This window comes from Frondihabitans sp. GW821-FHT04F02 (assembly GCF_059420045.1).
This window is the reverse complement of the sequence record NZ_JBWKSZ010000004.1, coordinates 501,711-525,485: the sequence shown is the minus strand read 5'-3', so window position 1 is coordinate 525,485 and position 23,775 is coordinate 501,711. Positions and strand designations below refer to the sequence as shown.

Sequence of the window (23,775 nt, the reverse complement as noted above, 5' to 3'; positions counted from 1 at the left end):
CCACAGAAATGAAAGAAGCCTTTCAATGAAGAAACAGCTCATCGGCGGCCTCGCGGTCGCTGCTCTGACCGTCGTCACGCTGACCTCGTGCTCCGGAACCGCCCGCGGCGGCTCGGACTCGGGTTCGTCGGTCGACATCCCCAAGGGCTCGACCATCGGCGTCGCGCTGCCCGCCAAGACCTCGCAGAACTGGGTGCTCGCCAAGGCCGCGTTCGAGAAGTCGCTCGCCGCCGCCGGCTTCAAGGCCGACGTGCAGTACGCCGCCGCCTCGTCGACGGTCACCGACCAGCAGAACCAGATCTCGGGCATGGTCACCAAGGGCGACAAGGCGATCATCATCGCCGCCCAGGACGGCTCGCAGCTCGGCACCCAGGTCAAGCAGGCCAAGGACGCCGGCATCCCCGTCATCGCATGGGACCGCAACATCACCGGCACGAAGAACGTCGACTACTACGTCGCGTTCAACAACTTCAAGGTCGGCCAGCTGCAGGGCCAGGCGCTCCTCGACGGTCTCGCCAAGCTGAAGGGCGACGGCCCGTACAACATCGAGCTGTTCGCCGGTTCGCCCGACGACGCCAACGCCCCGGTGTTCTTCAACGGCGCCATGGACGTGCTCCAGCCGAAGATCGACGACGGCACGCTCAAGGTCGTCTCGAAGCAGACCACCTTCAAGCAGGTCTCGACGCAGGGCTGGCTCGCTCAGAACGCCCAGTCGCGCATGAGCAACCTGCTCCAGGCCGACTACTCCGGTTCGACGAAGCTCGACGGCGTCCTCTCCCCCAACGACACCCTGGGCCGTGCGATCCTGCAGGCCACGAAGTCCGCTGGAAAGCCCAACCCGGTCGTCACGGGTCAGGACTCCGAGACCGCGTCGATCCCGCTCATCATGAACGGCACGCAGTACTCGACCATCTACAAGAACACCGACACCGAGGCTCAGGCCGCGGTCGACCTCGTCACCACCCTGTCGAAGGGCGACAAGCCGAAGACGGTGCTCGACAAGAAGAACAACTACAACGGCGTCAAGACGGTTCCGGCCATCGAGCTGACCCCGATCCTCATCACCAAGGACAACGCGGTGAAGGAGTACGCCAACAACTCGACCCTCGAGGCGCTGGCCAAGGCCGGTCAGTAACACCTCCCGGCTCGCACAGGACCCCCGCTCGGCTTCGGCCGGGCGGGGGTCCTCGCGTCGAGGCACGGGCGCAGGAACTGCCTGCCGTCGATCAGCTGAGCCGTCATCGGCGGGTACTCCTCCGTTCGGGCTCACCCCCGGAGGCCTGCCCGTTCCGGCGGGCGCCCGCCGAAGCGCCCCTTACTGCCGCGCGGCGATCTCGCGGTCGAGCCACTCGCCCAGCAGCTCGCGCTCCGGCACCGACAGCGACTCGAGCGAGGGCGCGACAGCACGCAGGGCCACCGCAGCGGCCAGGACGCCTGCGTCTGCGGCCGGGCGCGCCGGCGCGTCGGTCAGGATCTGAGCCAGCACGGCCTCGTACATCGCGTCGGCGGTGCCGAGGTCGTAGCGCTCGAGGACGCCGGCCCGAGCGTCGCCGACCGGGCCGCGCGCCAGCGTCGTGGTGATCGCGCCGACGCCCGCCGAGCTGATCATGTCGACGGCACGGCTCTCGCTGACGCGGAGCCGCCCGGTGAGCGCTACGCGGTGGAGCCTCGCCTCGAGCACGCGCTGCCCGGCCTTCGCGGACGGCGAGTGGCGCACCCGCAACGGGTCGCTGAGCAGGGAGAAGAGGGCCGGGCTCGACAGTCCGAACTCGAGCTGAGCCGTCCAGCCCGCGCGAAGGTCGACGAGCGGATCGATGTCGCCGGCCTCGGCATCGGCCACGACCGCCGCCTTAGCCGAGACGAACGCCTCCATGACCGTCTCGGCGACGGCCTCGAGCAGGCCCTCCTTGTCGCCGAAGATCCGGTAGATGGTCGGGGCCTGGACGCCCGCGGCCTGGGCCACACCCCGCGTCGTGACGGCGACAGGCCCCTCGTCGCGGAGCAGCCGGGCAGCCACGTCGACGATCCGGGTGCGTGTATCGGCACGGTCGCTGGCCTTGGCGGTCTCGGTCATGAATCGACGATAACGCAGTCTTGCTATCAATGTGTTTCCGATGGTAGCGTTCCACGGTATTCATCGATAACGGTGATTCGTCGAACGCACGAGAGGCACACCCATGATCGTCATCACCGGAGCCACCGGCGCGCTGAACGGCGCGACCGTCGACCAGCTGCTCACGAGGGTTCCCGCCGCCGAGCTCGCAGTCGTCGCGCGCGACGTCGCGAAAGCCCAGCGCTTCGCCGACCTCGGCATCGACGTGCGCCGCGGCGACTACGCCGACGCGAAGTCGCTTCCCTCCGCGTTCGACGCCGCCGACCAGCTGCTGCTCGTGTCGTCCAGCGACCCCCGCGCCGATGCCGTCGAGCTGCACCGCACGGCCATCGGCGCCGCCGCAGCCGCGGGCGTCGGCCGGATCCTCTACACGAGCCACTAGGGCGCCGCCGCCGATACCCCGTTCGGCCCGGGCCGCGATCACTACGCGACCGAGAAGCTCCTCGCCGAGTCCGGCGTCGCATGGACCTCGCTCCGCAACGGCTTCTATGCCCACAGCCTCGCCTGGCTGCTCGGCCCCTGGCGCGAGACCGGAGTGATCGAGGTGCCCGCCGACGGACCCGTCTCGTGGACCTCGCGCGGCGACGCGGCCGAGGCTGCGGCGCATATCCTGACCGCGGCGACTCCGCGCGAGGGCCTCGTCACGATCACGGCGAGCGCCGCCCCCACCTTCGTCGAGGTCGCCGCGATCGCCTCCGAGCTGACCGGCCGCGAGGTCACGACCCGCGTGGTCGACCCGGAGGAGTGGGTCGCCCGTCAGGTGGCAGCGGGCCAGCCGGAGTTCCTGGCGCGATTCATGCTGGGCATGTACGAGGCCGCCGACCAGGGCTTCTTCGCCGGCACCGATCCCCTGCTCGGCGAGCTGCTCGGGCGCCAGCCGGTCACGGTGCGCGACGTGCTGGCCGCCCCGGCACCCCAGGGGCACTAGGCCGGGCGCCGGCGGAGACGCGAGCGGCCCCCGCCGGCGGGGTGCGACGGCGGGGGCCGATTCCTGCGCCCGTGTCGGGACTCAGATGGACGAGGTCAGGCCTCTTGCAGCGTGGCCTCGGCGCGCTCGGGAGTGCCCTCGGCGAGACCCGTGGCGATGGCCCGGCGCGATGTGAGCCACAGCACCACAGCGGCGACGAACACCAGGATCTCGGTGACGGTGAGCGACCAGATGATTCCGCCGAGGCCGAACCAGAGGTTGCCGAAGATCACGATCGGGATGAACAGGACACCCTGCGCCATCGAGATGACGATGGCCGCCGTGGCACGGCCGGTCGCTTGGAAGAGCGAGGTGAGAAGGCCGGTGAAGCCGTTGGCGATCATGGCGACGAGCTGCGCCGTCATGATGGTGGCGCCGATGGCCAGCACCTTCGGGTCGCTGACGAAGGCCGAGAAGATCGGGTCGCGGAAGACGACGACGACGAGGGCCGAGACGACGGTGATCGTTCCGACAGTCAGTGCGCCGGCTCGGAGCGCCGAGGCGAGACGAGCGCCGTCGCCCTTGCCGAACGAGTAGGCGAGGAGCGGCAGGATGCCTAGCGTGACGCCCATCACCAGGAACTCCGGCACCTGAGCGATGCGGACGGCGACTCCCATGGCGGCGAGCGGACCGTCGCCGTAGCCGGCGGCGAGGTTGTTGAGCACGAGCGACGTGACGATGAGGAAGGCCGACTGGAGCAGCTCGCCGACTCCGACGCCGAAGACCGGCTTGACGATGGCGGGCGAGAGGCTGAACCACTTCGGCGCCAGGCTGATGTTCTCGCTGTGGCGGGTGAGCCAGGTGACGAAGTAGACGATGGTGACGACGTTCGAGAGGCCGATCGCCAGAGCGGCGCCTGCGACGCCCCAGTGGAGCACGAGGATGAACAGCACGTCGAACACGAGGTTCGCGACGGTGGAGGCGATCAGGCCGATCATGACCTGGCGGGCTGCGCCCTCGGCGCGCACGATCTGCTCGAGGCAGAACGCGGCGGCCAGCACGGGCACGAACGCCAGCATCACGCCGACGAAGGCGGCTGTCGGTGCGACGGCCACCCCGTGGGCGCCGAGGACCCCGACCAGCGGGTGCAGGAGCACGAGGCCGAGGCCGCCGAGCACGACGCCGACGACGACAGCGCCCCACACCGCGAACGACGCGACGTGCTTGATGTCGCCGGCCTTCTCGGGATCGTTCTCGCTGGCTCCGAGGAGGCGCGAGATGAGTGCGCTTCCGCCGACGCCGAAGACGCCGCCGACGGCCATGACCAGGCCGAGGATCGGCGAGCCGAACGTGACTGCGGCGAGGAGGGCGGTGTCGTGGAGCGAGCCGATGAAGCCGGCGTTGATGACGTTGTAGACGGCGCCGACGATCATCGCGGCGGCCATGGGCACGCAGAGGTGCAGGAGGGCACGCACCATGGGCGCGTTGGACAGGTACCACCGGTTGGACCGCGCGGACGTCTCGACGTTCGGGGAGGAGGTTTCGGTGCTCATGACTGCTCCTTTCCGGGCAGGGCAAAGCTTCTTGTCGACGGGGCCGACGAAGAGAGAGGTAAGAGGGAGCGCTACTCGGGCCGGGTCGGCTGCGGAAGCACGGAGGTGATCTTGGCGAGCAGGTCGTGGAGCGTGACACGCTCGGCCTCGTCGAGGGGGGCGAGGATCGACTCCTCGGCATCGCGCATGGCGACGTCGAATCCGTCGATGAGCTCGACGCCGGCCGGGGTGGCGAACACGCGCTTGCTGCGCGAGTCGCCCCCGGAGGTGCGGCGCTCGATGAGCCCTCGCCGTTCGAGCCCCTGCAGGAGGCTCGACACGCTCGCGGCGCTCGTCCGGGTGATCGCAGCGATGTCGCGCTGGATCGATCCGGGGTTCTGAACGAGGAATCCCAGTGCGAAGCTCTGCTCGTGCGTGAGCTCGCGCTCGCGAATCCAGTCCATGCCGGCTTCGCGCTGCGCCCAGCCGATCCAGCGCAGGAGGTCCAGGCTGGTCGTGAGGGGTGGGGTGTCCGCGTTCATGGTTAGAACTCTAACCGTTTGAGTTCTAACTGTCAATACTCGAACCTTTGGCGGGTGGCGAGGTGGCCTTCGCCGTCGCACGGCGGACGGCGACCCGACGACGAGGGCCATCTCGAGCCCCGGCGGGCACCGACGTCCGGGACCGTTCGTTCTCCAGCGCCGCCCGCGGCACGCCCGCCGACCCGGGGCTGCCGCCCGGCATCGGCGTGTCCTTCGTCGGCCACGGGATCATGCTCGTCGTGCTCGTCATCCGAGCGATCTTCGGCATCATCGCGTCGGTCGCCGCGGGGCGTGGAAGGTTCTACCGCTACCCGGTTCGCGAAGGCGTCGGGGCACGGCGCACGGCCGAGGTGGCCCCCGCCGTCGCTTCGCGGACGCCGACCCGACGCGGGAGGCCACCTCGCGGACGCCGACCGACGCGGACAGGACGCGGCGCACGCCGGCGCGAAGAGCGCCGGCACATCCGGCAGGATTGACCCATGGCCCAGGTCGCAATCATCGTCAACGGCACCCCCGATCCCCGCAAGACCGAGATCGCCCGCGCGCTCGGAATCCTGCTCGGGTGCCCCGTGCTCGACCCGTCCGTCGTTCAGGAGGCGATCACGAAGCAGACCGGCCCGGTGGCACCGCGTGAGGCCGTGCGCACGCTCGGCGTCGAGACCGTGTGGCGGACGGCTGGGCTCATCGAGGCGGGCGTGATCGTCGACGCGACCCTCACGGCCGACGACGCCGAGACCGTTCGCGCCGGCATCGCGACGGCCGGAGCCCCCCGCGTCGTCGAGGTGTGGTGCGGCCCGGCCGGCGGCGCACTGGACATCACGCCGCTCGTCGAGGTCGACGATGTAGCGACCGTCGACATGGACGCCCTCGTGCAGCAGATCAGCGCCCTGTTCGTCTAGCTGCCGCCCGCGACCCGCGCCGCTGAGCCGCTGAACTGCGGCAGCGCGGCAACGCGGAGGCGCTGAAGCCTCCCGATCGGCGCCAGCGATAGTCCCCGGACACCTGTTCAGGCCGATCTCGAGGGTCGAGCGGAGCGGGCGGGCGGGACGGGCGCGGCGGAGCGGGCGGGGCGGGCGGAGCTACAGCAGCCGCCGCTCCAGCGCCCACGCCGTCAGCTCATGGCGCGACGAGAGCTGCAGCTTGCGCAGCACGCTCGACACGTGCGTCTCGACGGTCTTGATCGAGATGAACAGCTCGCTCGCGACCTCCTTGTAGGCGTAGCCGCGCGCGATGAGGCGCATCACCTCGCGCTCGCGGGCCGAAAGGCGGTCGAGCTCGTCGGCCGCGTCAGCCTGCTCGCCGCTCGCGGCCCCGAAGGCGTCGAGCACGAAGCCCGCCAGCCGCGGCGAGAACACGGCGTCTCCCCCGGCGACCGCACGCACGGCGGCACTCACCTCGGCACCCGAGCTGGTCTTCGTGATGCACCCGCGGGCGCCGCCCCGGATGACCCCGACGACGTCCTCTGCCGAGTCCGAGACGCTCAGCGCCAGGAAGCGCGTGCCGGGAACCCGCGACACCGTCCGCTTCAGCACCTCGGCCCCTCCACCGCCCTGCCCTCCGGGAAGATGCACGTCGAGCAGCACGACGTCGGGCTTCCGCACCAGGATCTCCTCGACGGCGGTCGGCACGTCGGCGGCCTCGGCGAGGACGTCGAGGTCGGGATCGAGGTCGGCGCGGAGTCCCGACCGGAAGATGGAGTGGTCGTCGACGATGAGCACCGAGATGCGCGGGGCCTGGTCGGCGCCGGGGAGTTCCTGCGCGTCGGTCATTCGTCGTCTGCCTTCTCGAGATGGAGCTGCACTTCGGTGCCCACGCCGCCCGCGCCCGGCCGCACGCGGGCGGTTCCGCCGGCGCGGCGCATGCGACCCAGTATCGACTCCCGCACGCCGAGGCGGTCTTCGGGCACGTCGTCGAGCCGGAATCCGGGGCCGCGATCGCGCACGAAGACGTCGACCGAGGCCCGCGTGCTCTCGAGGTAGACCGACACCTCGCCGCCGGCGTGGCGCGCGGCATTGAACATGGCCTCGCGGGCGGCCGCGGCAAGCTCGCCGGTGCCGAGCTCGCTCGTGTCGCCGACCACGACGACCTCGATGCGCACGGCGTAGTCGAGCTCCAGGGCGGCGGCGAACTCGCGGAGCTCTCCGGCCAGGTCGCGCCCGGAGGAGGTCGCGCCGGCGTAGAGCCAGTCGCGGAGCTCGCGTTCCTGCGCCCGGGCGATGCGCGCCACCTCGCTCGAGGCGCCCGCCCGGTTCTGGATCAGCGCCAGCGTCTGCAGCACCGAATCGTGCAGGTGCGCGGCCATCTCGGCGCGCTGCTCGTCGCGGACAACCGCGGTGCGGCGGTCGGCGGCATCTCGACGCAGCGTGAGCACCTGCGGCCCCACGGCGACGGCCGCGGCGGCAGCGGCGACCACGGCGACCAGCAGCCACAGCCACCCCGCCCGCGGCAGTGTCGCGGTCGCCGCCAGCAGCACTGCCACCAGCACGAGACCACCGAAGACCCCGACGCGCAGGAACTGCGCCGACCGCCGCCCCTCCCCCGTCAGCGGCGGCTCGATCGACCGCGACCACCCGACCGCGCCGAGTCCCAGCGCGACCGCCAGCGGCACCGTCACCCCGAACGCCGACGTCGTGCCGGCCGTAAGGGTCACCCCGAACGCCCCCGCCACGAGCACCGCTGCGGATGCGACGAGAAGCGCCGGGACGGAGACCGTCCGGGTCGGCGTCGTATCGCCGGGACGGACGGGCGTCAGCGCCCACAGCCACAGGTAGAGCAGGACGCCCGCCCCGGCGGCGAGGTTCGACAGCACGAAGGCCCACCGCACCGCGGACGGGCTCCAGCCGAGGTGCTCGGCGACTCCGGCGCTGACCCCGCTCACGACGCACTCGCGCGGACGCGTCACCACGCGCGCGGATCGAGGGGTCGGAGTGGTCACCCCAGAATCAAACCATCCGCGGGCTGGTCATCGGGGGCTCGGGGCCGGATCTCAGGGTGCGATCAGGGTGTCACCCCATAGCGGGGACCGCGACGCGGGGCCACCATCGGAGCATGTCAGATCACACCTCCTCTCCGTCCCCGGGGGCCTCGACCTCCGGACGACCCGCGCCGACTCCCGGCCAGGGCTTCTTCGACTGGGTGCGGCGCCTCGGGATCGTCCGTGGCGACGCCTGGGTCGGCGGCGTCTGCGGCGGGATCGCCGCGCGCCTCGGCATCGACCCGCTCATCGTCCGCGGCATCGCCGTCGTCGTCGCACTCCTCGGCGGGCCCGCCTTCCTCGTCTACGCGATCGCCTGGCTCCTGCTCCCCGACGAGGTCGACCGGATCCATCTGCAGACCCTCATCGGCGGTGTGTTCGAGGCGGCGACGGCCGGCGTGATCGTGTTCGTGCTGCTGTCGTTCCTGCCGTTGGCGCAGGGCGTGTGGTGGGCGGCCGCCTGGCCGTTCGGCAGCAGCATCGGCTGGGTCGACAGCCTGGGGCGCGTCTTCTGGAGCGCCCTGGTCATCGGAGCCATCGTGTGGCTCGTCGTCTGGGCGACGCGGCGAGCGGGGTGGAACGGCCGCTCGTGGGGGGCGTCGGCTTCTCAGGACGCACCGTCCAGCGCTTCGGCCCCCGCTGCTCCGGACTCTGCTGCGCCGGCCGCAGCTGCTGCGGCGGCCGCGGACGCCCGGACCATGGCGGCCAGCTTCCTCGACAAGGAGCCGGCGGGCGCCGCACCGACCGCACCACCTCGTCCCGCGGCCGGCGCGACCCCGGCCGCCGTCGACGAGTGGCGCGCACGGCAGGACGAGTGGCGCGCCCGCTACGACGAGTGGAAGGACCGGCAGGCCGACTCCAACCGCGCCGCCCGCGAGCAGCGGAACGCCGAAGCTGCGGCGCGCAGCGCCGAGGCCTTCGAGCGGGCCCGACTCGACCGCATCGCCAACCCGCGCATCAGCGGCTCCTTCGTTGCGATCACGCTCGGACTCGCCCTGATGGCCGGTGCGATCGGCGTGGCGGTGGGCTGGTCGATGCCCGGGGTCCGCGGCTGGGAGGCGGCGGTCGGCACGGCCGCAGCGACGGTCGTCGTCGGCGTGGCGATGATTGTCGCCGGTGCCCTGAAACGACGGAGCGGCGTCCTGGCGTTCTTCGCCATCGTGCTGACCGTGGTCACCGCGATGCTGCTCCTCGGCACGACCTTCATCGGTCGCGGCTACTCGCTCTACTTCACGTACTGAACCGAAAGCGATCATCATGAACGACACCAGCACTCCGGCTACGCCGTCGGGCGAAGGGCCCTCGGGCCCGGCTTCAGAACCCGCCACCCCGTTCGCCGCCCCGCCCGCCCCCTCGACTCCGGCCCCCTCGACTCCGGCGCTCCCCCGGGTCCGCTGGGCCGGGATCGTCTGGGGCGCCGTGTTCGCCGCCCTCGGCATCACCGTCATGAGCGTGCTGTCGAGCGACGCCTCCCGCTACTCCTTCGCCGTCTGGGCGCAGAGCCTCGGCCCGTGGGGGGCCGGCCTCGTGGCGGTCGTCGCGCTCGGGGCACTGCTGCTCGTGACCGGCGTGCTCGGCGCGATCGCGCGAGCTCAGCGGCCGCGCTGAGCCTCCGCTCGCTGAACTTCCGCTCGCCGACCCTCCGCCCCGCCTGAACTCTCCGATCCGGGCCGAACCCTCCGAACCGGGCCGAACCCTCCGAACCGGGCTGAACCCTCCGAACCGGGCTGAACCCTCCGAACCGGCCACCGGACCCGCCCGCGGACGGGTGCTCAGCCCGGATCAGGGGGCCTAGCGTGTCCGGGCCTAGGACGGCCAGGCCTGGCGCACCCCGGCCTGGCGCACCCGGGTCAGGCGCCGAGCGCCCCCGTCACGAACCGGAGCGCATCGGCCTGCGAGACGCCGAGCCGCGCGATCCTCTCCGCGTAGGCCTGAGCGGCCTCCTGGGCCTGCTGCGCGGCGACCTCGCCCTGAGCCCGCACGACCGTCCCGTTGCGTCCGCGTGTCTCGACGAACCCGTCGGCTTCGAGCTCTCGGTAGGCGCGCGCCACCGTGTTGGGAGCGATCCCGAGGTCCTCGGCAAGGCGGCGCACCGTCGGCAGTCGCTGGCTCATGGGGAGGGTGCCGTCCCGCACCTGCTCGGCGAGCTGGAGGCGCAGCTGCTCGAAGGGCGGTACCGGCGACCGCGGGTCGAGGATGATCATGCGTGCCGCGCCTGGGCGCTCTCGCGTTCCCGACGCGCTTGACGCTCCTCCGGCGTTCCGCGCCGCGCGTTCGGCCACAGCTGCGTGAGGTACCAGGTCGGGGTCGACCGGTAGATCCAGGCGAACACCGCGTACACGCCCAGAAGAGACAGCGCCACTCCGATCGACAGGCCCGACGGGCTCGCCGGGCCCGGCGTGATCACCGTCCAGTACGAGCCGAGGCCGACCGCGAGCACGGGCGCGTAGAGCATGTCGCGGAGAGCCGACGAGGTGAGAGCGTCGTTCCAGACGAGCTCGTCGGTGGAGGTCGACGGACGCCCCCGCCGTACGAGTCGGCGGCCGAGCACTTCGAACAGGATCAGGCACGCGACGGCGATCACCACCAGGACCTCGCCCGGCCCGACGCTGAGGCCCGGGCCTCGCAGCGCGCCCTGCTGCCAGCGGACCACGGCGACGGTCACCGCGGCGAGCACCACGACCGCCCAGGCCAGCCCTCTGAGCAGAGAGACGATGTAGTCCGAGATCGTCACCACGTCGGCGCGAGCGATTCGCGGTCGATCGTCGAGTCGCGTCTCGGCCCGTAGCGCCGCCCACGCCGTTCCCAGGGCCGTCCCGGTGGCGGAGCCCGCAAGCACGACGTACAGGGCGACCAGCTGCTCGTTCATGTCGCCGCGGGTCCAGCCGTAGCCCCACGAGAAGAACACGCCGGGCACCAGCCCGATGACACCGCCGATGCTGCTGGCCAGGAGCCGCGAGGCCACTCAGTCGCGGATCATGCCGTCGAGCTCGTCGGGCACGCCGAGCCCGACGCGTTCGGCGAGCTTGCCGATCCGCCAGGTCTGGAACGCAGGAACTCGCGAGAGCACCGCCGTGCCCACCAGCAGGCCGCCCAGGATGACGCACTCTGCCACGAAGAAAAGACTCATCGACCACTCCTTTGTAGCGATGATTGTCTCAATGCGTTGCTACAAAAGCAACACTGCAGATGTTCGCCCTACTTCTTGCCCTGCGCGGCGACAGCGGCAGCACCGGCGGCAGCGGCCTCGGGGTCGAGGTACCTGCCCGGGCCGGTCGGGTGGAAGTCGTCGTCGAGCTCGTAGACGAGCGGGATGCCGGTGGGGATGTTCAGCTCGGCGATCTCGTCGTCCGAGATGCCGTCGAGGTGCTTGACCAGCGCGCGCAGCGAGTTGCCGTGCGCAGTGACCAGCACGACGTCGCCGGCGGCCAGGCTCTCCGTGATGTCGCTCTCCCAGTAGGGGATCATGCGCTCGATGACGAGTGCGAGAGACTCCGTGCGGGGAGCGTTGATCCCGAGCTCGGCGTAGCGCTTGTCGTGCGCCTGCGAGAACTCGCTGTCGTCATCGAGCGGCGGCGGCGGCACGTCGAACGAGCGGCGCCAGGTCTGGAACTGCTCGGGGCCGTACTCCTCGAGGGTCTGCGCCTTGTCTTTGCCCTGGAGGGCGCCGTAGTGACGCTCGTTCAGACGCCAGGATCGCTTGACGTCGATCCAGAGGCGGTCAATCTCTTCGAGAGCGATGTCAGCGGTCTGGATCGCCCGGGTCAGGCGCGATGTGTAGAGGATGTCGGGCAGCAGGTCGGCTTCGCGGAGAAGCTCGCCGGCGCGCTTCGCCTCGGCGATACCCTGCTCACTCAGGCGGACGTCGACCCACCCGGTGAAGAGGTTCTTCTGGTTCCACTCGCTGTTGCCGTGCCTGAGGAGGATGAGGGTCGAAGTCATGGCCACGATCCTATCGCCGCCTCTCGGCAGGCGACGCCGTCTTACGATGGGTGCCATGCCGATCGGTCAGGTCACACGGGGGACGACGGGCGCGAACCGTCTTCGCCGCATCGATCGGTGGATCGCCGCGCTTCCCGAGTTCCTGCGCTCCCCTGATCCGCTCGTGGTCGACCTCGGCTACGGTGCCAGCGCGACGACTCCGCTCGAGCTGCACCAGCGCCTCTCGCGGGTGCGCGACGACGTCGAGGTGATCGGCATCGAGATCGAGCCGGAGCGCGTGGCGACGGCATCGCTGTCGGCGAGGCCCGGGGTGTCGTTCCGGCTCGGCGGCTTCGAGGTGCCGCTCGACGGCGACCGGCGGCCCGCAGTGATCCGCGCGTTCAACGTGCTGCGGCAGTACTCCGAAGCAGACGTCCCCGCCGCCTGGGACCTCATGACGTCGCGCCTGGCTCCTGACGGGGTGCTCGTCGAGGGCACCTGCAACGAGGTCGGCCGGGTCGCGAGCTGGATCGACCTCACCGCCGACGGCCCGCGCACCTTCACTGCCTCGCTGCACCTGGCGTCGCTCGAGACTCCGTCGATCATCGCCGAGCGGCTTCCCAAGGCGCTGATCCACCGCAATGTCGAGGGTGAGCGTGTGCACGCCTTCCTCGACGACCTGAGCCGGAACTGGCAGTACAACGCCGGGCTCGCCGTCTACTCGCCGGTGCAGCGGTGGCTCGCCACCGTCGATGCCATGCGCGACGGGGGCTGGCCCGTGCTGCACGGCCGCACCCGCTGGCGTCTCGGCGAGATCACGGTGCCGTGGGCCTCGGTCGCGCCGACTGCTGCGACCCTGCCGCCGGGGGCGCAGTAGCGGCCAGCTCAACCCCCGTGCTCGCCGGGCCGGACGCCGGCTAGAGCGCCGGCAGACGCCCGCGGGCGTCGTCGTGCGCCATCCCCGTCGCCATGAGCAGGTCGATGACGAGCGGGCGCAGCATCAGCACGAGCACGGTCTCGCCGACCGGCGCTCCGGGCAGGACGAGAGCCGGGTCGAGCCGGCCGCCGACGGCCTCCAGCGCGTCACGGGCAGCGGGCCGCTTCTCGACGTCGGCGAGCGACTCCCCCAGCACCTGGGTCGCGACGGCGATCCGCGAGACGAGGTCGGCCAGCTCGGGACGTCGTCGGCCGTCGCCGATCGTCGTGTCGATTCGGCGCGTGACGACCCGCAGGTTGCGGACGGCGAGGTCGAGGTAGCGCAGGAGGCGGGCCTCCTCGGTCACGGCAGGGAGCCGCCGCCTCAGGAAGGGCGAGATGCGCGAGATCGACTGCGCCGTTCCGAGGGTCGCCGCCCAGTCGTCGAGAAGCGGCTGCGTCGCCCGCAGCCGGTCGAGCGCCGCGTCGGCCCGGCGCACGTCGTCATGCCGCAGAGCGGCGACGATCGCGGCGAAGGCGGGCTCGAGCTCGGCGAAGAGACGGCGGGCGTCGGCGCGAGCGAGGCCGATCGGGTCACGCGGGATGATCGCCGTGACAGCGATCGCGACGGCGCCTCCGACCAGGCCGTCGAGCGACCGGGTGAAGGGCCCTCCCGCAGGATCCGGCAGCAGCATCACGAACATCGACTGGGTCGCTGCCGCCACCGCGAACGCGCTCGACGCCGAGAAGAACCTGGCGATCACGAGCGCGGCGAGCAGCACGACGCCGTACTGCCAGACGCCCTTGCCGAACGCGATGAGCAGCAGCTCGCTCAGGGCGATGCCGATGACGACGCCGATCGCATTCTCGAGCACCCGCCGGGGGCGTGCGTCGCGGGCGAACCCGAGCGACGAGATGGTGACCGTCACGGCCAGGATCGGGATGGCGTGCCCGATTCCGTAGTGCGTGATGGCGTAGGCCGCGCCCGCGGCGAGGACGATCTGGATTATCGCCGGGATCGACGACCGGACCCGGGCGAGGGAGGTGACGAGATCGGTACGCGAGAAGAACGGGACGCGCACGGTCAGCGCCGCACGGCTCCCAGGCGCGGCAGACGCGGGACACCCGCGGCGGCACCGGCCTCGGGAGGCACGATGACCTCCTGCGCGGCCGCGATCTCGATGCCGTCGGCGCGCACGACGAGCTGCGCGCTCACGTCGACCGTCCGCTTGACGACAGCCAGCGCGATCGGGCCCAGCTCGAAGTGGATCGCGCTCGACGTGATCGAGCCGACCTCGTTCTCACCGGCGAAGACGGGGGATCCCGGCGCCGGCAGCACGGTGTCGGAGCCGTCGAGGTGCAGCATCACGAGGCGTCGCGGCGGGTGCCCCAGGTTGTGCACCTTCGCGACGGTCTCCTGGCCGCGGTAGCAGCCCTTGTCGAGGTGGACGGCCGACCGGAGCCAGTCGAGCTCGTGGGGGATCGTGCGCTCGTCGCGCTCGTGCACGAGGCTGGGCCGCCAGGCGGCGACGCGGAGCGCCTCGAGGGCGAGCGAACCGGCCACGGGCACGCCGGACGCCGCGACCTCGGCCAGCGACTCGGGGCTCACGACGGTCTCGCGATACGACCAGTCGCGCGCGGGGTGGGTGGCGGCGTCGGAGTAGCCCACGCCGCCGACCGCGATGGACGCCCACGGGTCGAGCCAGACGAGCGGGACGCCCGACGGCGCGGCGGCGGGAAGCCCGAGCTCGCCGAACGAGCCGAGCACGGCGAAGTCGGCGCTGCGGTCGGCAACCTCGACGCGGAGCATGAATCGCATCCGGTCGAGCCAGACGGCGAACGACTCGACGGCAGCCGCGTCGACGAGGAGCCACGTCGTCTCGCCGTCGTCGACGACACCGGCAGCGTGCTCGACACGGCCCGAGGGATCGAGGAGGAGCGTCTCGGTCGAGACACCGGGAGCCAGCCTCTTGAGGCTCTGGCTGGTGAGCGAGTCGAGCCACGAGAGGCGGTCCGGGCCGGTGACCGTGATCAAACCCCGGGACGGCACCTGGACGACCGCGGTGCCGGCGCCCAGCGCCCTCTGCTCCACCAGCGGATTGCCGAAGTGCGCGGCGACACCCGTCGCCTCGTCGGCGACGAAGCCGGGCCGGGTGGAGAACGGAGAGGGAGTGCTGGTCGACGCGTCAGTCGACATGAGCGAGCCGCCCCGATGCATGGGTGCGGAGCTCATGGCCGAGCGCCGCTACGTCCCACGCCCAGAGGAGGTGGTTGTCGACGAGGCCGTACATGCGGGTGGCCGCCGAATACTCTTTGGCGTGGCTCGACCGCACGACGGCGTCGGTCGAGAGGTCGATGCGCGGGCCCTTGACCCGGCCGAGGTAGAGCTCGTTGACACCCGTCGGGTGCACCAGCGACACCTCGAGGTTGAAGCCGTCGTCCGGGGTGCGCAGGACCTCGACGGCGCGAGCGGTCGTGAAGGGCTGAATGCCGACGCCCGGGAGCATGCCGGGACCGCGGTCGCCCTCTTCGGCGGGGCGGTCGAGCCGCCAGTAGCCGGTCTCGCTCACCAGCGGCGTGCGCTCGTCGTCGAGCAGCCAGCTGTACGAGCTGTAGTTGAGGAACGGCAGGCCGTCGTGGCTGAAGCTCACGCGCTGCCCGAACTCGTGGGTGCGTCGCGAATCGGGGTCGTCGCCCGTCTTGTAGTCGACGACTCCGGTGCCTTCCCAGACGCCGAGGAGCCACGACAGGGGCACGAGCTCGGCCGGCAGATCGGTGGGGATGTCGATCATGCGGCGCCGATTTCAGGGGCCACTAGCGCTGTCCTTTGAACAGCTTGACCAGAACGGTGACCGCGACGAAGGCGATGCAGAGGGAGGCCAGTACGAGCAGGCCGATGTAGAACATCTCGAGGGGAAGCAGCGAGTCCATAGGCTCCATGCTACCCGCGACCCCCGTCAGAGCGAGAGAAGAGCGAGGACTCCGGTCGCGATTCCCAGCACCACGAGACTGCCGCTCAGGCTCAGCATCGTGCGGTCGACGAGGCCGTCCTTCTCCCGCGTCGCCAGCTGCAGGCAGAACGTCACCAGGATCGAGGCCCCGAGCACCAGAGGCAGCCAGGTCAGGAACCCGTCGCCCTTGACCGTCAGACCGACCACGATCGCCCCCGCGAGAGCGACGCACCAGACCGGAATCGTCGTGGCGAGACGGAGACGGGTGCGGCGCGAGATGGTTTCCACGACCACCATCCTCCCCCACTCGAGCCTTGCGGGCACCCACTAGGGTTATCGGGGGCAAGTTCGGCGTGACTTAGAATCGTCGAGAGTACATCTACTGGAGGTCGTGTGGCGCAGCTCTTGGTCCTGACCTCTTCCGGTACGTCTGAAGTCCTTCCGGCGCTGGCTCTCCTCAGCCACCGCACCCGGCAGATCCCCGCAGAGCCCGCGCACCTCGTGAACGCCCCGTCGAGCGACCTCATCTTCGTCGACGCCCGCACCGACCTCTCCAGCGCCAAGGCGCTCTGCAAGATCCTTCGCACCACCGGCGTCACCGTTCCCCTTGTCCTGGTGCTCACCGAGGGCGGCCTCACCGCCGTCAACTCCGAGTGGGGCGTCGACGACGTCATCCTCGAGTCGGCCGGCCCCGCCGAGGTCGATGCGCGCATCCGCCTCGTCACCGGCCGCCTCGCGCAGAGCCAGTCGGGCTCCAAGATCCAGGCCTCCGGCGTCGTGATCGACGAGGCCAGCTACTCGGCCAAGGTCCACGGCCGCCCGCTCGACCTCACCTTCAAAGAGTTCGAGCTCCTCCGCTTCTTCGCGACGCACCCCTCGCGGGTCTTCACGCGCGAGCAGCTGCTCAGCGAGGTGTGGGGCTACGACTACTTCGGCGGCACCCGCACCGTCGACGTCCACGTTCGGCGCCTTCGCGCCAAGCTCGGCGACCTCGAGTCGCTGATCGGCACCGTGCGAAACGTCGGCTATCGCTTCAACGTCTACGACGACGACCAGCGAGATGTCCTCACCTCATAGTGCGCTGACGACGCTGGCCGCCGAGGCGGCGGCGGCGGACGGCGCTCCTCCTTTCTCCGACCAGGCACTGGTCGAGGCGCGCTCGGGCGACGCCCGCGTGATCGGCGGCGACGACGCTGCCGCGATCCTGCGCCCGGGCGAAGCCGAGCTCGTCGTGCGTCCGTCCGCGCGCGGCAGGGGCCTCGGAACCGCCCTGCTCCACTCCGTGCTCGACGCGACCACCGGCCCGCTCGCCGTCTGGGCGCACGGCGACCACCCGGGTGCGCGCCGTCTCGCCGAGGGGTTCGGGTTCACCCCCACGCGTCGGCTCCTCCAGCAGCGCGCCTCCGTCCCTTCGGGATTCACGGCGCAGGAACTCCCTGGCGGCACCACCGTCCGAGCGTTCCGCCCCGGCGCCGACGACACCGCCTGGCTCGAGCTCAACGCCCGCGCGTTCGCCTCGCACCCCGAGCAGGGCTCCCTGACGCAGCTCGACCTCGATGCGCGAATGGCCGAGGAGTGGTTCGACGCCGACGACTTCCTCCTCCTCTCGCTCGGCGACGAGCTCGTGGCGTTCGCCTGGCTGAAGGTGGAGCCGGACGCCTCGGTCGACGAGTTCACCGCGCCCATCGGCGAGTTCGCCGCGCCCATCGGCGAGTTCGCTGCGCCCATCGGCAAGTTCGCTGGGCCCATCGGCGAGTTCGCTGCGCCCATCGGCGAGTTCTATGCCGTGGGTGTCTCCCCGGATCACCAGGGCGAGCATCTCGGAGGAGCAGTGGTCGACGCCGGCCTGGCACGCCTGGCGGCGCGCGGCGTCGCGACCGCGTCCCTCTACGTCGAGGGCGACAACGACGCGGCCCTCGGCCTCTACGCGACCCGCGGCTTCACCGACCACGCGATCGACGTGCAGTACTCCCTCGCCCGCTGACCTCGCCGCCCGCCCGCCCCGGCACTTCGTCGGGGTACTGCAGGGCGACGATCCCGAGCGGAAGAGCAAGGACGATCGCCACCACGCCGACGGCGACCCCCGATCCGGTGATGGTGACCGTGGGCGTCGCGCTGACATCTCGAACGCCATCGAAGGTCGCGACGAGCGGGATGCCGATGCTCGTGCCGTTCACGAAGGCGACCGCTGCCAGCACCATGCCGACGACCACCACGACTCCGATCGCGATCAGGAGAGCGCAGACGACAACGAAGACGCGATCGATTCTGGGAGACATGCGTCGGGACGAAGGGCCACCCGTTTCCCAGTCGGGGAGCCGATCGGCGAGACCTATGTCAATCACTGACCACGACCTCCGGGCCGACGGTTGCTACGGGTGGAAACGCGAAGCTGATCATCGTGATGACCGGAATGGCCGTGATGACTCCGGCAACCACCCAGAGCATCACCATCGCGCGCTTCGACTGACGCACAGTCGTGAAGCGCGCGGCGAGCGCGACCAGAAGACCCCCGCCCGGGACGATGGCGCCAAAGACGATGATTCCCAGAACGAATAGGGCCACCGCACGACCGTCCACGGCGACCTTCCCGACCGGCACTGCCTCAGGACGCACGGCTCGTCATCGTTCCGTTGGCCTTCAGCATCATGGACATCGCCAGCGTCCAGTTGATCGGACTGCCGTTCGCCACCGCCTGCACCTTGTAGGTCTCGCGGTTCACGACGTTCGCGCCGGAACGCGGCTGAGTGCAGGCGACCGTAGCAACGTTCACCCCGAAGCCCCAGCTGCCGGCGACACCGCAGGAGTGCGATCCTTTCTTGCCTCGGTACGTCTGCTCCTTCGACCAGGCCCTCGCCCCGTCGTAGTAGAACGTGCCCTTGTGAATCTCCTTGTACGTCCCGCCGTACTTCGTCTGACTCCACGCCTTCGAGCGGACCGTGCCGGCTTTGACGGCGCGAGGGAAGCCAGTCTGGTCCGCGTCGACCACGACGTCGTCGAGCTCGGACGCATCGACGACGATCGTGGGGCCAGACGTCGACTCCGTCACGACGGAGCAGACGCTCGCGACCTCCGTCATCGATCCCCCCACCTCGACCACGGCCTGCTTGCAAGCCGAATCCACTTCTGTGGCGCGCCCACTCCTCGGCTCCCCATCAGCGGCAGAGGCCGGCAGCGCATTCGCCCCGACGAGAACCCCGACAACCGCGAGTCTGGCAACGATCCTGCTCTTCACAACCCCTCTCAATCCCCCTGAGGCCATTCATTAATACATCACACACGGATTTCACCGCAATGCGGCCGGAGTTACCAACAGTTCACGCTCGGCCGCACGGTCGGGCACCGGCGGGTGGCAGGATTGAGCAATGGACAGCGAACCCTACGTTGACGGCGCAGCCGTGAGCAACGACCTCATGGACGACTTCGACGACATCGTCTCGTTCGACGGCGATGGCACCCTGCCCACCGACCGCTTCCTCGACCGCGAGATCAGCTGGCTGGCGTTCAACCAGCGCGTTCTGGAGCTCGCCGAAGACCCCACGACGCCGCTTCTCGAGCGGGCCAACTTCGCCGCCATCTTCGCCAGCAACCTCGACGAGTTCTTCATGGTGCGCGTCGCCGGTCTCAAGCGCCGCATCTCGACCGGCCTCGCGGTGCCCACCAACATCGGCACGGCCCCGAAAGACGTCCTGGCCTCGATCAACCGCAAGGCGTACGCCCTGCAGGCCCGGCACGCGGCGGCCTTCCAGGACTCCATCAAGCCCGACCTCGACACCGCCGGCATTCATGTCGAGATGTGGTCCGACCTCGCCGAGGCCGACCGCGCGACCATGCACGACGTGTTCTCGAACCAGATCTTCCCCGTGCTCATGCCGCTCGCGGTCGACCCGGCGCACCCCTTCCCCTACATCTCCGGCCTGTCGCTGAACCTCGCTGTTCGCGTCCGCAACCCGAAGAACGAGAAGCAGGAGTTCGCGCGCCTCAAGGTGCCCCAGGTGCTCCCGCGGTTCGTGCAGCTCCCCGACGACTCGAGCGGCCGCCTGCGGTTCATCCCCCTCGAAGACCTCATCGCGAACCACCTCCAAGACCTCTTCCCGGGCATGGAGATCATCGAGCACCACGTCTTCCGCGTCACGCGAAACGAAGACGTCGAGATCGACGAGGACGAGTCCGAGAACCTCATCCAGGCCCTCGAGAAAGAGCTCCTGCGCCGTCGTTTCGGTCCGCCGATCCGTCTCGAGATCACTGAAGACATGGATCCCGTGACGCTCGAGCTCCTCGTCCGCGAGCTCGACATCACCGACCAGGAGGTCTACCGCCTCCCGGCGCCGCTCGACCTCGCCGGTCTGTTCGAGATCGCCAAGATCACGAACCCCGAGCTCCACTTCGCCAAGCACCTGCCGACCACTGCCGTCCAGCTGCTCCCGACCGAGCCCAACATGAAGCCCGACATCTTCGCGAGCATCGGCCGACGCGACGTGCTGGTGCACCACCCCTACGAGTCCTTCGCGACGAGCGTCCAGGCCTTCCTGGAGCAGGCCGCCGCCGACCCCAACGTGCTCGCCATCAAGCAGACGCTCTACCGGACGTCGGGTGACAGCCCGATCATCGAGGCGCTCATCGACGCCGCCGAGGCCGGCAAGCAGGTGCTGGCCCTGGTCGAGATCAAGGCCCGCTTCGACGAGCAGAACAACATCACCTGGGCCCGCAAGCTCGAGAAGGCCGGCGTCCACGTCGTCTACGGACTCGTCGGCCTGAAGACGCACTGCAAGCTCGCCCTCGTCATCCGCCAGGAGAAAGACGGCCGGCTGCGTCACTACACGCACATCGGCACGGGCAACTACAACCCCAAGACGAGCCGCATCTACGAAGACCTCGGCCTCTTCACCGCCGACGATCAGGTCGGCAAAGACGTCACGCGCCTGTTCAACGAGCTGTCGGGCTACGCGATCGAGAAGAAGTTCAAGCGCCTCCTCGTCGCACCGCTCCACCTGCGCAAGGGGCTCATCAAGCGCATCGCCGTCGAGGCCGAGAACGCCGCCGCGGGCAAGCCCTCGGGCATCCGCATCAAGATCAACTCGATGGTCGACGAGGAGATCATCGACGCGCTTTACCACGCGAGCAACGCCGGGGTGCCGATCGACATCTGGGTGCGCGGCATCTGCGCGCTGAAGGCGGGCATCCCCGGTCTCAGCGAGAACATCCGCGTCCGCTCCATCCTGGGCCGCTACCTCGAGCACTCCCGCCTGTTCTGGTTCCACAACGAGGGCGACCCCCAGGTCTACATCGGCAGCGCCGACATGATGCATCGCAACCTCGACCGTCGCGTCGAGGTCCTGGTCCGCCTCGTACAGGACGACCACCTGGCCGAGATCTCCGCGCTCTTCGACCTCGCCATGTCGCCCGAGACCACCTCCTGGCACCTCACGCCGGACGGCGAGTGGACCAGGCACGCGCGCGGTGACGACGGCCAGATCCTCTCCGACATGCAAGACGGCCTCATGCGGCAGATCAGCAAGAGAAGGCGCTCCGCCCGGTGAGCATGCGAGACGCTTCGACGGTCCACCCCGGCGCGCGCTCCTCGGCGACCACCGTCGTCGCCGCGGGAGCCGTGTGCTGGCGCATGGTGGAGGGCAAGGTCCGGGTGCTGCTGATCCACCGCGACCACCGCCACGACGTCTCCTTCCCGAAGGGCAAGGTCGATCCCGGCGAGTCCACCCCGCAAGCCGCCGTGCGCGAGATCGCCGAAGAGACGGGCTACCGCGTCGGCCTCGGCGCCCCCCTCGGCACAGCCGAGTACCTGCTGCCCGGAGGGCGCGACAAGGTCGTCCACTACTGGGCGGCCGAGGTGACCGACGAGCAGCATGCCGCCGCCGGCGTCTTCGCACCGAACGACGAGGTGGCACGGATCGAGTGGGTCCCGATCGCCAAGGCCCGCCACCAGCTCACCTACGAGCGCGACGCCGAGATCCTCGATCGCTTCGCCGACCGCGTCGCTGCCGACCAGGCCAGGACGTTCGCGATCGTCGCCCTTCGCCACGCGAAGGCCATCTCGCCCGGCGAATGGGCCGGGAGCGACTCGACGCGGCCCCTGCTTCCCGCCGGCCGCAAACAGGCGAGGAGCGTCGCGCCCGGTATCGCGGCCTGGCGCCCCCGGAAGATCGTCAGCAGCACGGCCGCCCGGTGCCTCGCGACGGTCGAGCCCCTGTCGACGGCGACGCGCGTCGGCGTGAAGGACAGTGATGCGATCAGCCAGGACGCCTACGAGTCCGGCACCGATGACATCGCCGGCGCCGTGAAGAAGCGCCTCAAGAAGCAGGTCGACGCCGTGCTCTGCAGCCACGGACCCGTGCTGCCCGAGATCATCCGCCAGGTGGCGTCGCAGACGCGCGGCGGCCACCGCCTCGATCTGAGGCAGTACGCGTCGTTGGGGCTGGCCGACTACACCGTGCTGCACGTCGCGCACTCGGACGGCACGCTGGTCGCCGTCGAGACGCACGGTCCGACCGTCTAGCGACCACCCCGAGTTCCTGCGCCCAATTCGGGCCCCGCGCCCGCGCTCATCGCGACGAGGCGGACCGTGAACGGCTCATTACTCCGCGGCGGCCTCGAAGCCGCGATGCCCGGCGCTTGTTCCCCCGGCGTTAACCTTCCGTTCACCCAATCGGACGAACGTCGTTAACGCGCAAACGTAGCCTCGCTCGCGGGTCAGCACCGGCCCGATGCTCGACGAGGTCCAGCGCCTGAGGCACTGCGATGCGACGAGCAGGTCCAGCATCACGACACGACTTCCCCGAAAGGAAATCTGTGAACATCAAGCGAGTTGGCAGCATCGCCGCCATCGCCCTCGTCGGCACCATCGCGCTCTCCTCCTGCGCCTCGAACGAGGATGCCGCCCCCGGCAGCTCGTCGAGCGGCGGAACCAGCCTCTCCGGCACCATCAACGGCATCGGCTCGTCCGCCCAGGGCGTCGCCGAGACCACCTGGGCCGCAGGCTTCCAGGAGGCCAACGGAACCGGCGTCACCGTCAACTACGACCCGCAGGGTTCCGGCGCCGGGCGCACCAGCTTCATCTCGGGTGCCGCCGACTTCGCCGGCTCCGACGCCGCTCTCTCGGACGACGAGATCAAGTCGACCTTCGCCGGCTGCGCAGCCGACTCGAAGGCCATCGACCTCCCCGTCTACATCTCCCCGATCGCCGTCGCGTACAACGTCGACGGCCTCAAGGACCTCATCCTCGACGCCGACACCATCGCCGGCATCTTCAGCGGCAAGATCACCAAGTGGAACGACTCGGCGATCACCAAGCTGAACCCCGACGCGACGCTGCCCAGTGCCTCCATCACGGTCGTGCACCGCTCCGACGACTCGGGCACCACGCAGAACTTCACCGAGTACCTCGCCGCCGAGGCGAAGTCGGTCTGGACGAAGCCCGCTTCGCAGACCTTCCCCTACTCGGTGGGTGACGCGGCCAAGGGCACCTCGGGTGTCGCCGACGCCACGAAGAACTCGAAGAACTCGATCACCTACATCGACGAGTCGGCCGCAACCGGCCTCTCGGTGTCGCAGCTCGTCGTCGGTGGCACCGCCACCAAGATCAGCGCCGACGGTGCTGCCGCTGTCGTCGCGAAGTCGCCGCTCGTCGAGGGCCGCGCCGACAACGACCTCGCCATCAACATCGACCGCACCCTCACGGACTCGGGCGACTGGCCGATGGTCCTGGTCTCGTACATGATCGCCTGCGACACGTACAAGGACAGCGCCAAGGGCGACCTGGTCAAGGCCTACGCCACCTACGCCGCGAGCGACGCCGGCCAGAAGGCCGCCGCTGCTCAGGCCGGTTCCGCTCCCCTCGACAGCGACCTCGCTGCCAAGGTCGCGACCGCCGCTGCGACGATCAAGTAGCACCCGCTCCACCCA

28 protein-coding genes are annotated in these 23,775 nt (G+C 70.1%); 12 read left to right on the top strand and 16 right to left on the bottom strand.

What is annotated here, in order from left to right; all coding sequences use genetic code 11:
• The first annotated feature begins 25 nt into the window (after positions 1–25).
• Positions 26–1,135: a substrate-binding domain-containing protein gene (locus AC07TY_RS14155; RefSeq protein ID WP_123507065.1), complete on the top strand. Its 1,110-nt coding sequence runs from the start codon at positions 26–28 to the stop codon at positions 1,133–1,135.
• 180 nt (positions 1,136–1,315) lie between these two features.
• Here AC07TY_RS14155 and AC07TY_RS14150 read toward each other — a convergent pair whose 3' ends face one another.
• Positions 1,316–2,074: a TetR/AcrR family transcriptional regulator gene (locus AC07TY_RS14150; protein ID WP_494785725.1), complete on the bottom strand. Its 759-nt coding sequence runs from the start codon at positions 2,072–2,074 to the stop codon at positions 1,316–1,318.
• A 103-nt stretch (positions 2,075–2,177) separates the two neighbouring features.
• Here AC07TY_RS14150 and AC07TY_RS14145 point away from each other — a divergent pair, with 103 nt between their 5' ends.
• Together AC07TY_RS14145 and AC07TY_RS14140 are read left to right on the top strand one after the other, a co-directional pair.
• Positions 2,178–2,495 carry an NAD(P)H-binding protein gene (locus AC07TY_RS14145; protein ID WP_494785724.1) on the top strand — a complete coding sequence of 106 codons (318 nt, stop codon included), beginning with the start codon at positions 2,178–2,180 and terminating at the stop codon, positions 2,493–2,495.
• 153 nt (positions 2,496–2,648) lie between these two features.
• Positions 2,649–3,041, top strand: a complete 393-nt coding sequence (locus tag AC07TY_RS14140) for a Rossmann-fold NAD(P)-binding domain-containing protein (protein WP_494785723.1) — start codon at positions 2,649–2,651, stop codon at positions 3,039–3,041.
• A gap of 95 nt (positions 3,042–3,136) precedes the next feature.
• Here AC07TY_RS14140 and AC07TY_RS14135 read toward each other — a convergent pair whose 3' ends face one another.
• Both AC07TY_RS14135 and AC07TY_RS14130 read right to left on the bottom strand, forming a co-directional pair.
• On the bottom strand, positions 3,137–4,573 hold the full coding sequence (locus AC07TY_RS14135) for an MATE family efflux transporter (RefSeq protein ID WP_494785722.1): 1,437 nt from the start codon (positions 4,571–4,573) through the stop codon (positions 3,137–3,139).
• 71 nt (positions 4,574–4,644) lie between these two features.
• Positions 4,645–5,094, bottom strand: a complete 450-nt coding sequence (locus AC07TY_RS14130; protein ID WP_123507061.1) for a MarR family winged helix-turn-helix transcriptional regulator — start codon at positions 5,092–5,094, stop codon at positions 4,645–4,647.
• Positions 5,095–5,573: 479 nt separating this feature from the next.
• On the opposite strand from AC07TY_RS14130, the gene AC07TY_RS14125 reads away from it, so the two are divergent.
• On the top strand, positions 5,574–5,993 hold the full coding sequence (locus AC07TY_RS14125) for a hypothetical protein (protein ID WP_488625475.1): 420 nt from the start codon (positions 5,574–5,576) through the stop codon (positions 5,991–5,993).
• A gap of 180 nt (positions 5,994–6,173) precedes the next feature.
• Here AC07TY_RS14125 and AC07TY_RS14120 read toward each other — a convergent pair whose 3' ends face one another.
• Positions 6,174–6,863 (bottom strand): LuxR C-terminal-related transcriptional regulator, encoded by a 690-nt coding sequence (locus AC07TY_RS14120; protein ID WP_494785721.1) that lies wholly within the window; start codon positions 6,861–6,863, stop codon positions 6,174–6,176.
• Positions 6,860–8,029, bottom strand: coding sequence for an ATP-binding protein (locus tag AC07TY_RS14115; RefSeq protein ID WP_494785720.1), 1,170 nt, complete (start codon positions 8,027–8,029; stop codon positions 6,860–6,862). Before AC07TY_RS14115 ends, AC07TY_RS14120 begins: the two co-directional genes overlap by 4 nt.
• Positions 8,030–8,142: 113 nt before the next feature.
• On the opposite strand from AC07TY_RS14115, the gene AC07TY_RS14110 reads away from it, so the two are divergent.
• Together AC07TY_RS14110 and AC07TY_RS14105 are read left to right on the top strand one after the other, a co-directional pair.
• The gene (locus AC07TY_RS14110) at positions 8,143–9,309 is read left to right on the top strand and encodes a PspC domain-containing protein (RefSeq protein WP_494785719.1); all 1,167 of its coding nucleotides are present in this window, start codon (positions 8,143–8,145) and stop codon (positions 9,307–9,309) included.
• A 16-nt stretch (positions 9,310–9,325) separates the two neighbouring features.
• A complete protein-coding gene (locus AC07TY_RS14105; RefSeq protein ID WP_494785718.1) occupies positions 9,326–9,676 on the top strand; it encodes a hypothetical protein in 351 nt (116 codons plus the stop codon).
• Positions 9,677–9,918: 242 nt separating this feature from the next.
• Here AC07TY_RS14105 and AC07TY_RS14100 read toward each other — a convergent pair whose 3' ends face one another.
• The 4 genes from AC07TY_RS14100 to AC07TY_RS14085 form a co-directional block, all read right to left on the bottom strand.
• Positions 9,919–10,272 carry a GntR family transcriptional regulator gene (locus tag AC07TY_RS14100; RefSeq protein WP_494785717.1) on the bottom strand — a complete coding sequence of 118 codons (354 nt, stop codon included), beginning with the start codon at positions 10,270–10,272 and terminating at the stop codon, positions 9,919–9,921.
• The gene (locus AC07TY_RS14095) at positions 10,269–11,033 is read right to left on the bottom strand and encodes a hypothetical protein (protein ID WP_494785716.1); all 765 of its coding nucleotides are present in this window, start codon (positions 11,031–11,033) and stop codon (positions 10,269–10,271) included. The genes AC07TY_RS14100 and AC07TY_RS14095 overlap by 4 nt, the downstream gene beginning before the upstream one ends.
• Complete coding sequence (locus tag AC07TY_RS14090; protein ID WP_494785715.1) at positions 11,034–11,198, bottom strand: hypothetical protein; 165 nt, start codon at positions 11,196–11,198, stop codon at positions 11,034–11,036. It lies immediately after the preceding gene.
• Positions 11,199–11,266: 68 nt separating this feature from the next.
• Positions 11,267–12,016 (bottom strand): phosphoglyceromutase, encoded by a 750-nt coding sequence (locus tag AC07TY_RS14085; RefSeq protein WP_494785714.1) that lies wholly within the window; start codon positions 12,014–12,016, stop codon positions 11,267–11,269.
• Positions 12,017–12,056: 40 nt separating this feature from the next.
• Here AC07TY_RS14085 and AC07TY_RS14080 point away from each other — a divergent pair, with 40 nt between their 5' ends.
• Complete coding sequence (locus AC07TY_RS14080) at positions 12,057–12,866, top strand: class I SAM-dependent methyltransferase (RefSeq protein WP_494785741.1); 810 nt, start codon at positions 12,057–12,059, stop codon at positions 12,864–12,866.
• 40 nt (positions 12,867–12,906) lie between these two features.
• Here AC07TY_RS14080 and AC07TY_RS14075 read toward each other — a convergent pair whose 3' ends face one another.
• The 4 genes from AC07TY_RS14075 to AC07TY_RS14060 all read right to left on the bottom strand — a co-directional run bounded on the left by AC07TY_RS14075 (position 12,907) and on the right by AC07TY_RS14060 (position 16,143).
• Positions 12,907–13,986, bottom strand: coding sequence for an FUSC family protein (locus AC07TY_RS14075; protein WP_494785713.1), 1,080 nt, complete (start codon positions 13,984–13,986; stop codon positions 12,907–12,909).
• A 2-nt stretch (positions 13,987–13,988) separates the two neighbouring features.
• A complete protein-coding gene (gene ygfZ / locus AC07TY_RS14070; RefSeq protein ID WP_494785740.1) occupies positions 13,989–15,101 on the bottom strand; it encodes a CAF17-like 4Fe-4S cluster assembly/insertion protein YgfZ in 1,113 nt (370 codons plus the stop codon).
• Complete coding sequence (locus AC07TY_RS14065; RefSeq protein WP_488625468.1) at positions 15,091–15,696, bottom strand: nitrobindin family protein; 606 nt, start codon at positions 15,694–15,696, stop codon at positions 15,091–15,093. Before AC07TY_RS14065 ends, ygfZ begins: the two co-directional genes overlap by 11 nt.
• A gap of 165 nt (positions 15,697–15,861) precedes the next feature.
• Positions 15,862–16,143, bottom strand: coding sequence for a hypothetical protein (locus tag AC07TY_RS14060; protein WP_148061228.1), 282 nt, complete (start codon positions 16,141–16,143; stop codon positions 15,862–15,864).
• 105 nt (positions 16,144–16,248) lie between these two features.
• Between AC07TY_RS14060 and AC07TY_RS14055 the strand changes: the two genes are divergently transcribed.
• Together AC07TY_RS14055 and AC07TY_RS14050 are read left to right on the top strand one after the other, a co-directional pair.
• Positions 16,249–16,932, top strand: coding sequence for a winged helix-turn-helix domain-containing protein (locus tag AC07TY_RS14055; protein ID WP_123507047.1), 684 nt, complete (start codon positions 16,249–16,251; stop codon positions 16,930–16,932).
• Complete coding sequence (locus AC07TY_RS14050) at positions 16,916–17,839, top strand: GNAT family N-acetyltransferase (RefSeq protein ID WP_494785712.1); 924 nt, start codon at positions 16,916–16,918, stop codon at positions 17,837–17,839. The genes AC07TY_RS14055 and AC07TY_RS14050 overlap by 17 nt, the downstream gene beginning before the upstream one ends.
• Here AC07TY_RS14050 and AC07TY_RS14045 read toward each other — a convergent pair.
• From AC07TY_RS14045 to AC07TY_RS14035, 3 genes are read right to left on the bottom strand one after another with little or no spacing between them, the layout of a single operon-like run.
• Positions 17,796–18,134, bottom strand: a complete 339-nt coding sequence (locus tag AC07TY_RS14045; protein ID WP_494785711.1) for a hypothetical protein — start codon at positions 18,132–18,134, stop codon at positions 17,796–17,798. The two genes, AC07TY_RS14050 and AC07TY_RS14045, sit on opposite strands and share 44 nt — an antisense overlap.
• A 58-nt stretch (positions 18,135–18,192) precedes the next feature.
• Positions 18,193–18,420 (bottom strand): hypothetical protein, encoded by a 228-nt coding sequence (locus tag AC07TY_RS14040; RefSeq protein ID WP_494785710.1) that lies wholly within the window; start codon positions 18,418–18,420, stop codon positions 18,193–18,195.
• 40 nt (positions 18,421–18,460) lie between these two features.
• A complete protein-coding gene (locus tag AC07TY_RS14035; RefSeq protein ID WP_494785709.1) occupies positions 18,461–18,934 on the bottom strand; it encodes a hypothetical protein in 474 nt (157 codons plus the stop codon).
• Between the two features lie 286 nt (positions 18,935–19,220).
• On the opposite strand from AC07TY_RS14035, the gene AC07TY_RS14030 reads away from it, so the two are divergent.
• From AC07TY_RS14030 to pstS, 3 genes are all read left to right on the top strand, one after another.
• Complete coding sequence (locus AC07TY_RS14030) at positions 19,221–21,395, top strand: RNA degradosome polyphosphate kinase (protein WP_123507042.1); 2,175 nt, start codon at positions 19,221–19,223, stop codon at positions 21,393–21,395.
• Positions 21,396–21,397: 2 nt separating this feature from the next.
• Positions 21,398–22,369 (top strand): NUDIX hydrolase, encoded by a 972-nt coding sequence (locus AC07TY_RS14025; RefSeq protein WP_488626760.1) that lies wholly within the window; start codon positions 21,398–21,400, stop codon positions 22,367–22,369.
• 293 nt (positions 22,370–22,662) lie between these two features.
• Positions 22,663–23,760, top strand: coding sequence for a phosphate ABC transporter substrate-binding protein PstS (gene pstS / locus AC07TY_RS14020; protein WP_123507039.1), 1,098 nt, complete (start codon positions 22,663–22,665; stop codon positions 23,758–23,760).
• The last annotated feature ends 15 nt before the right edge of the window (positions 23,761–23,775 follow it).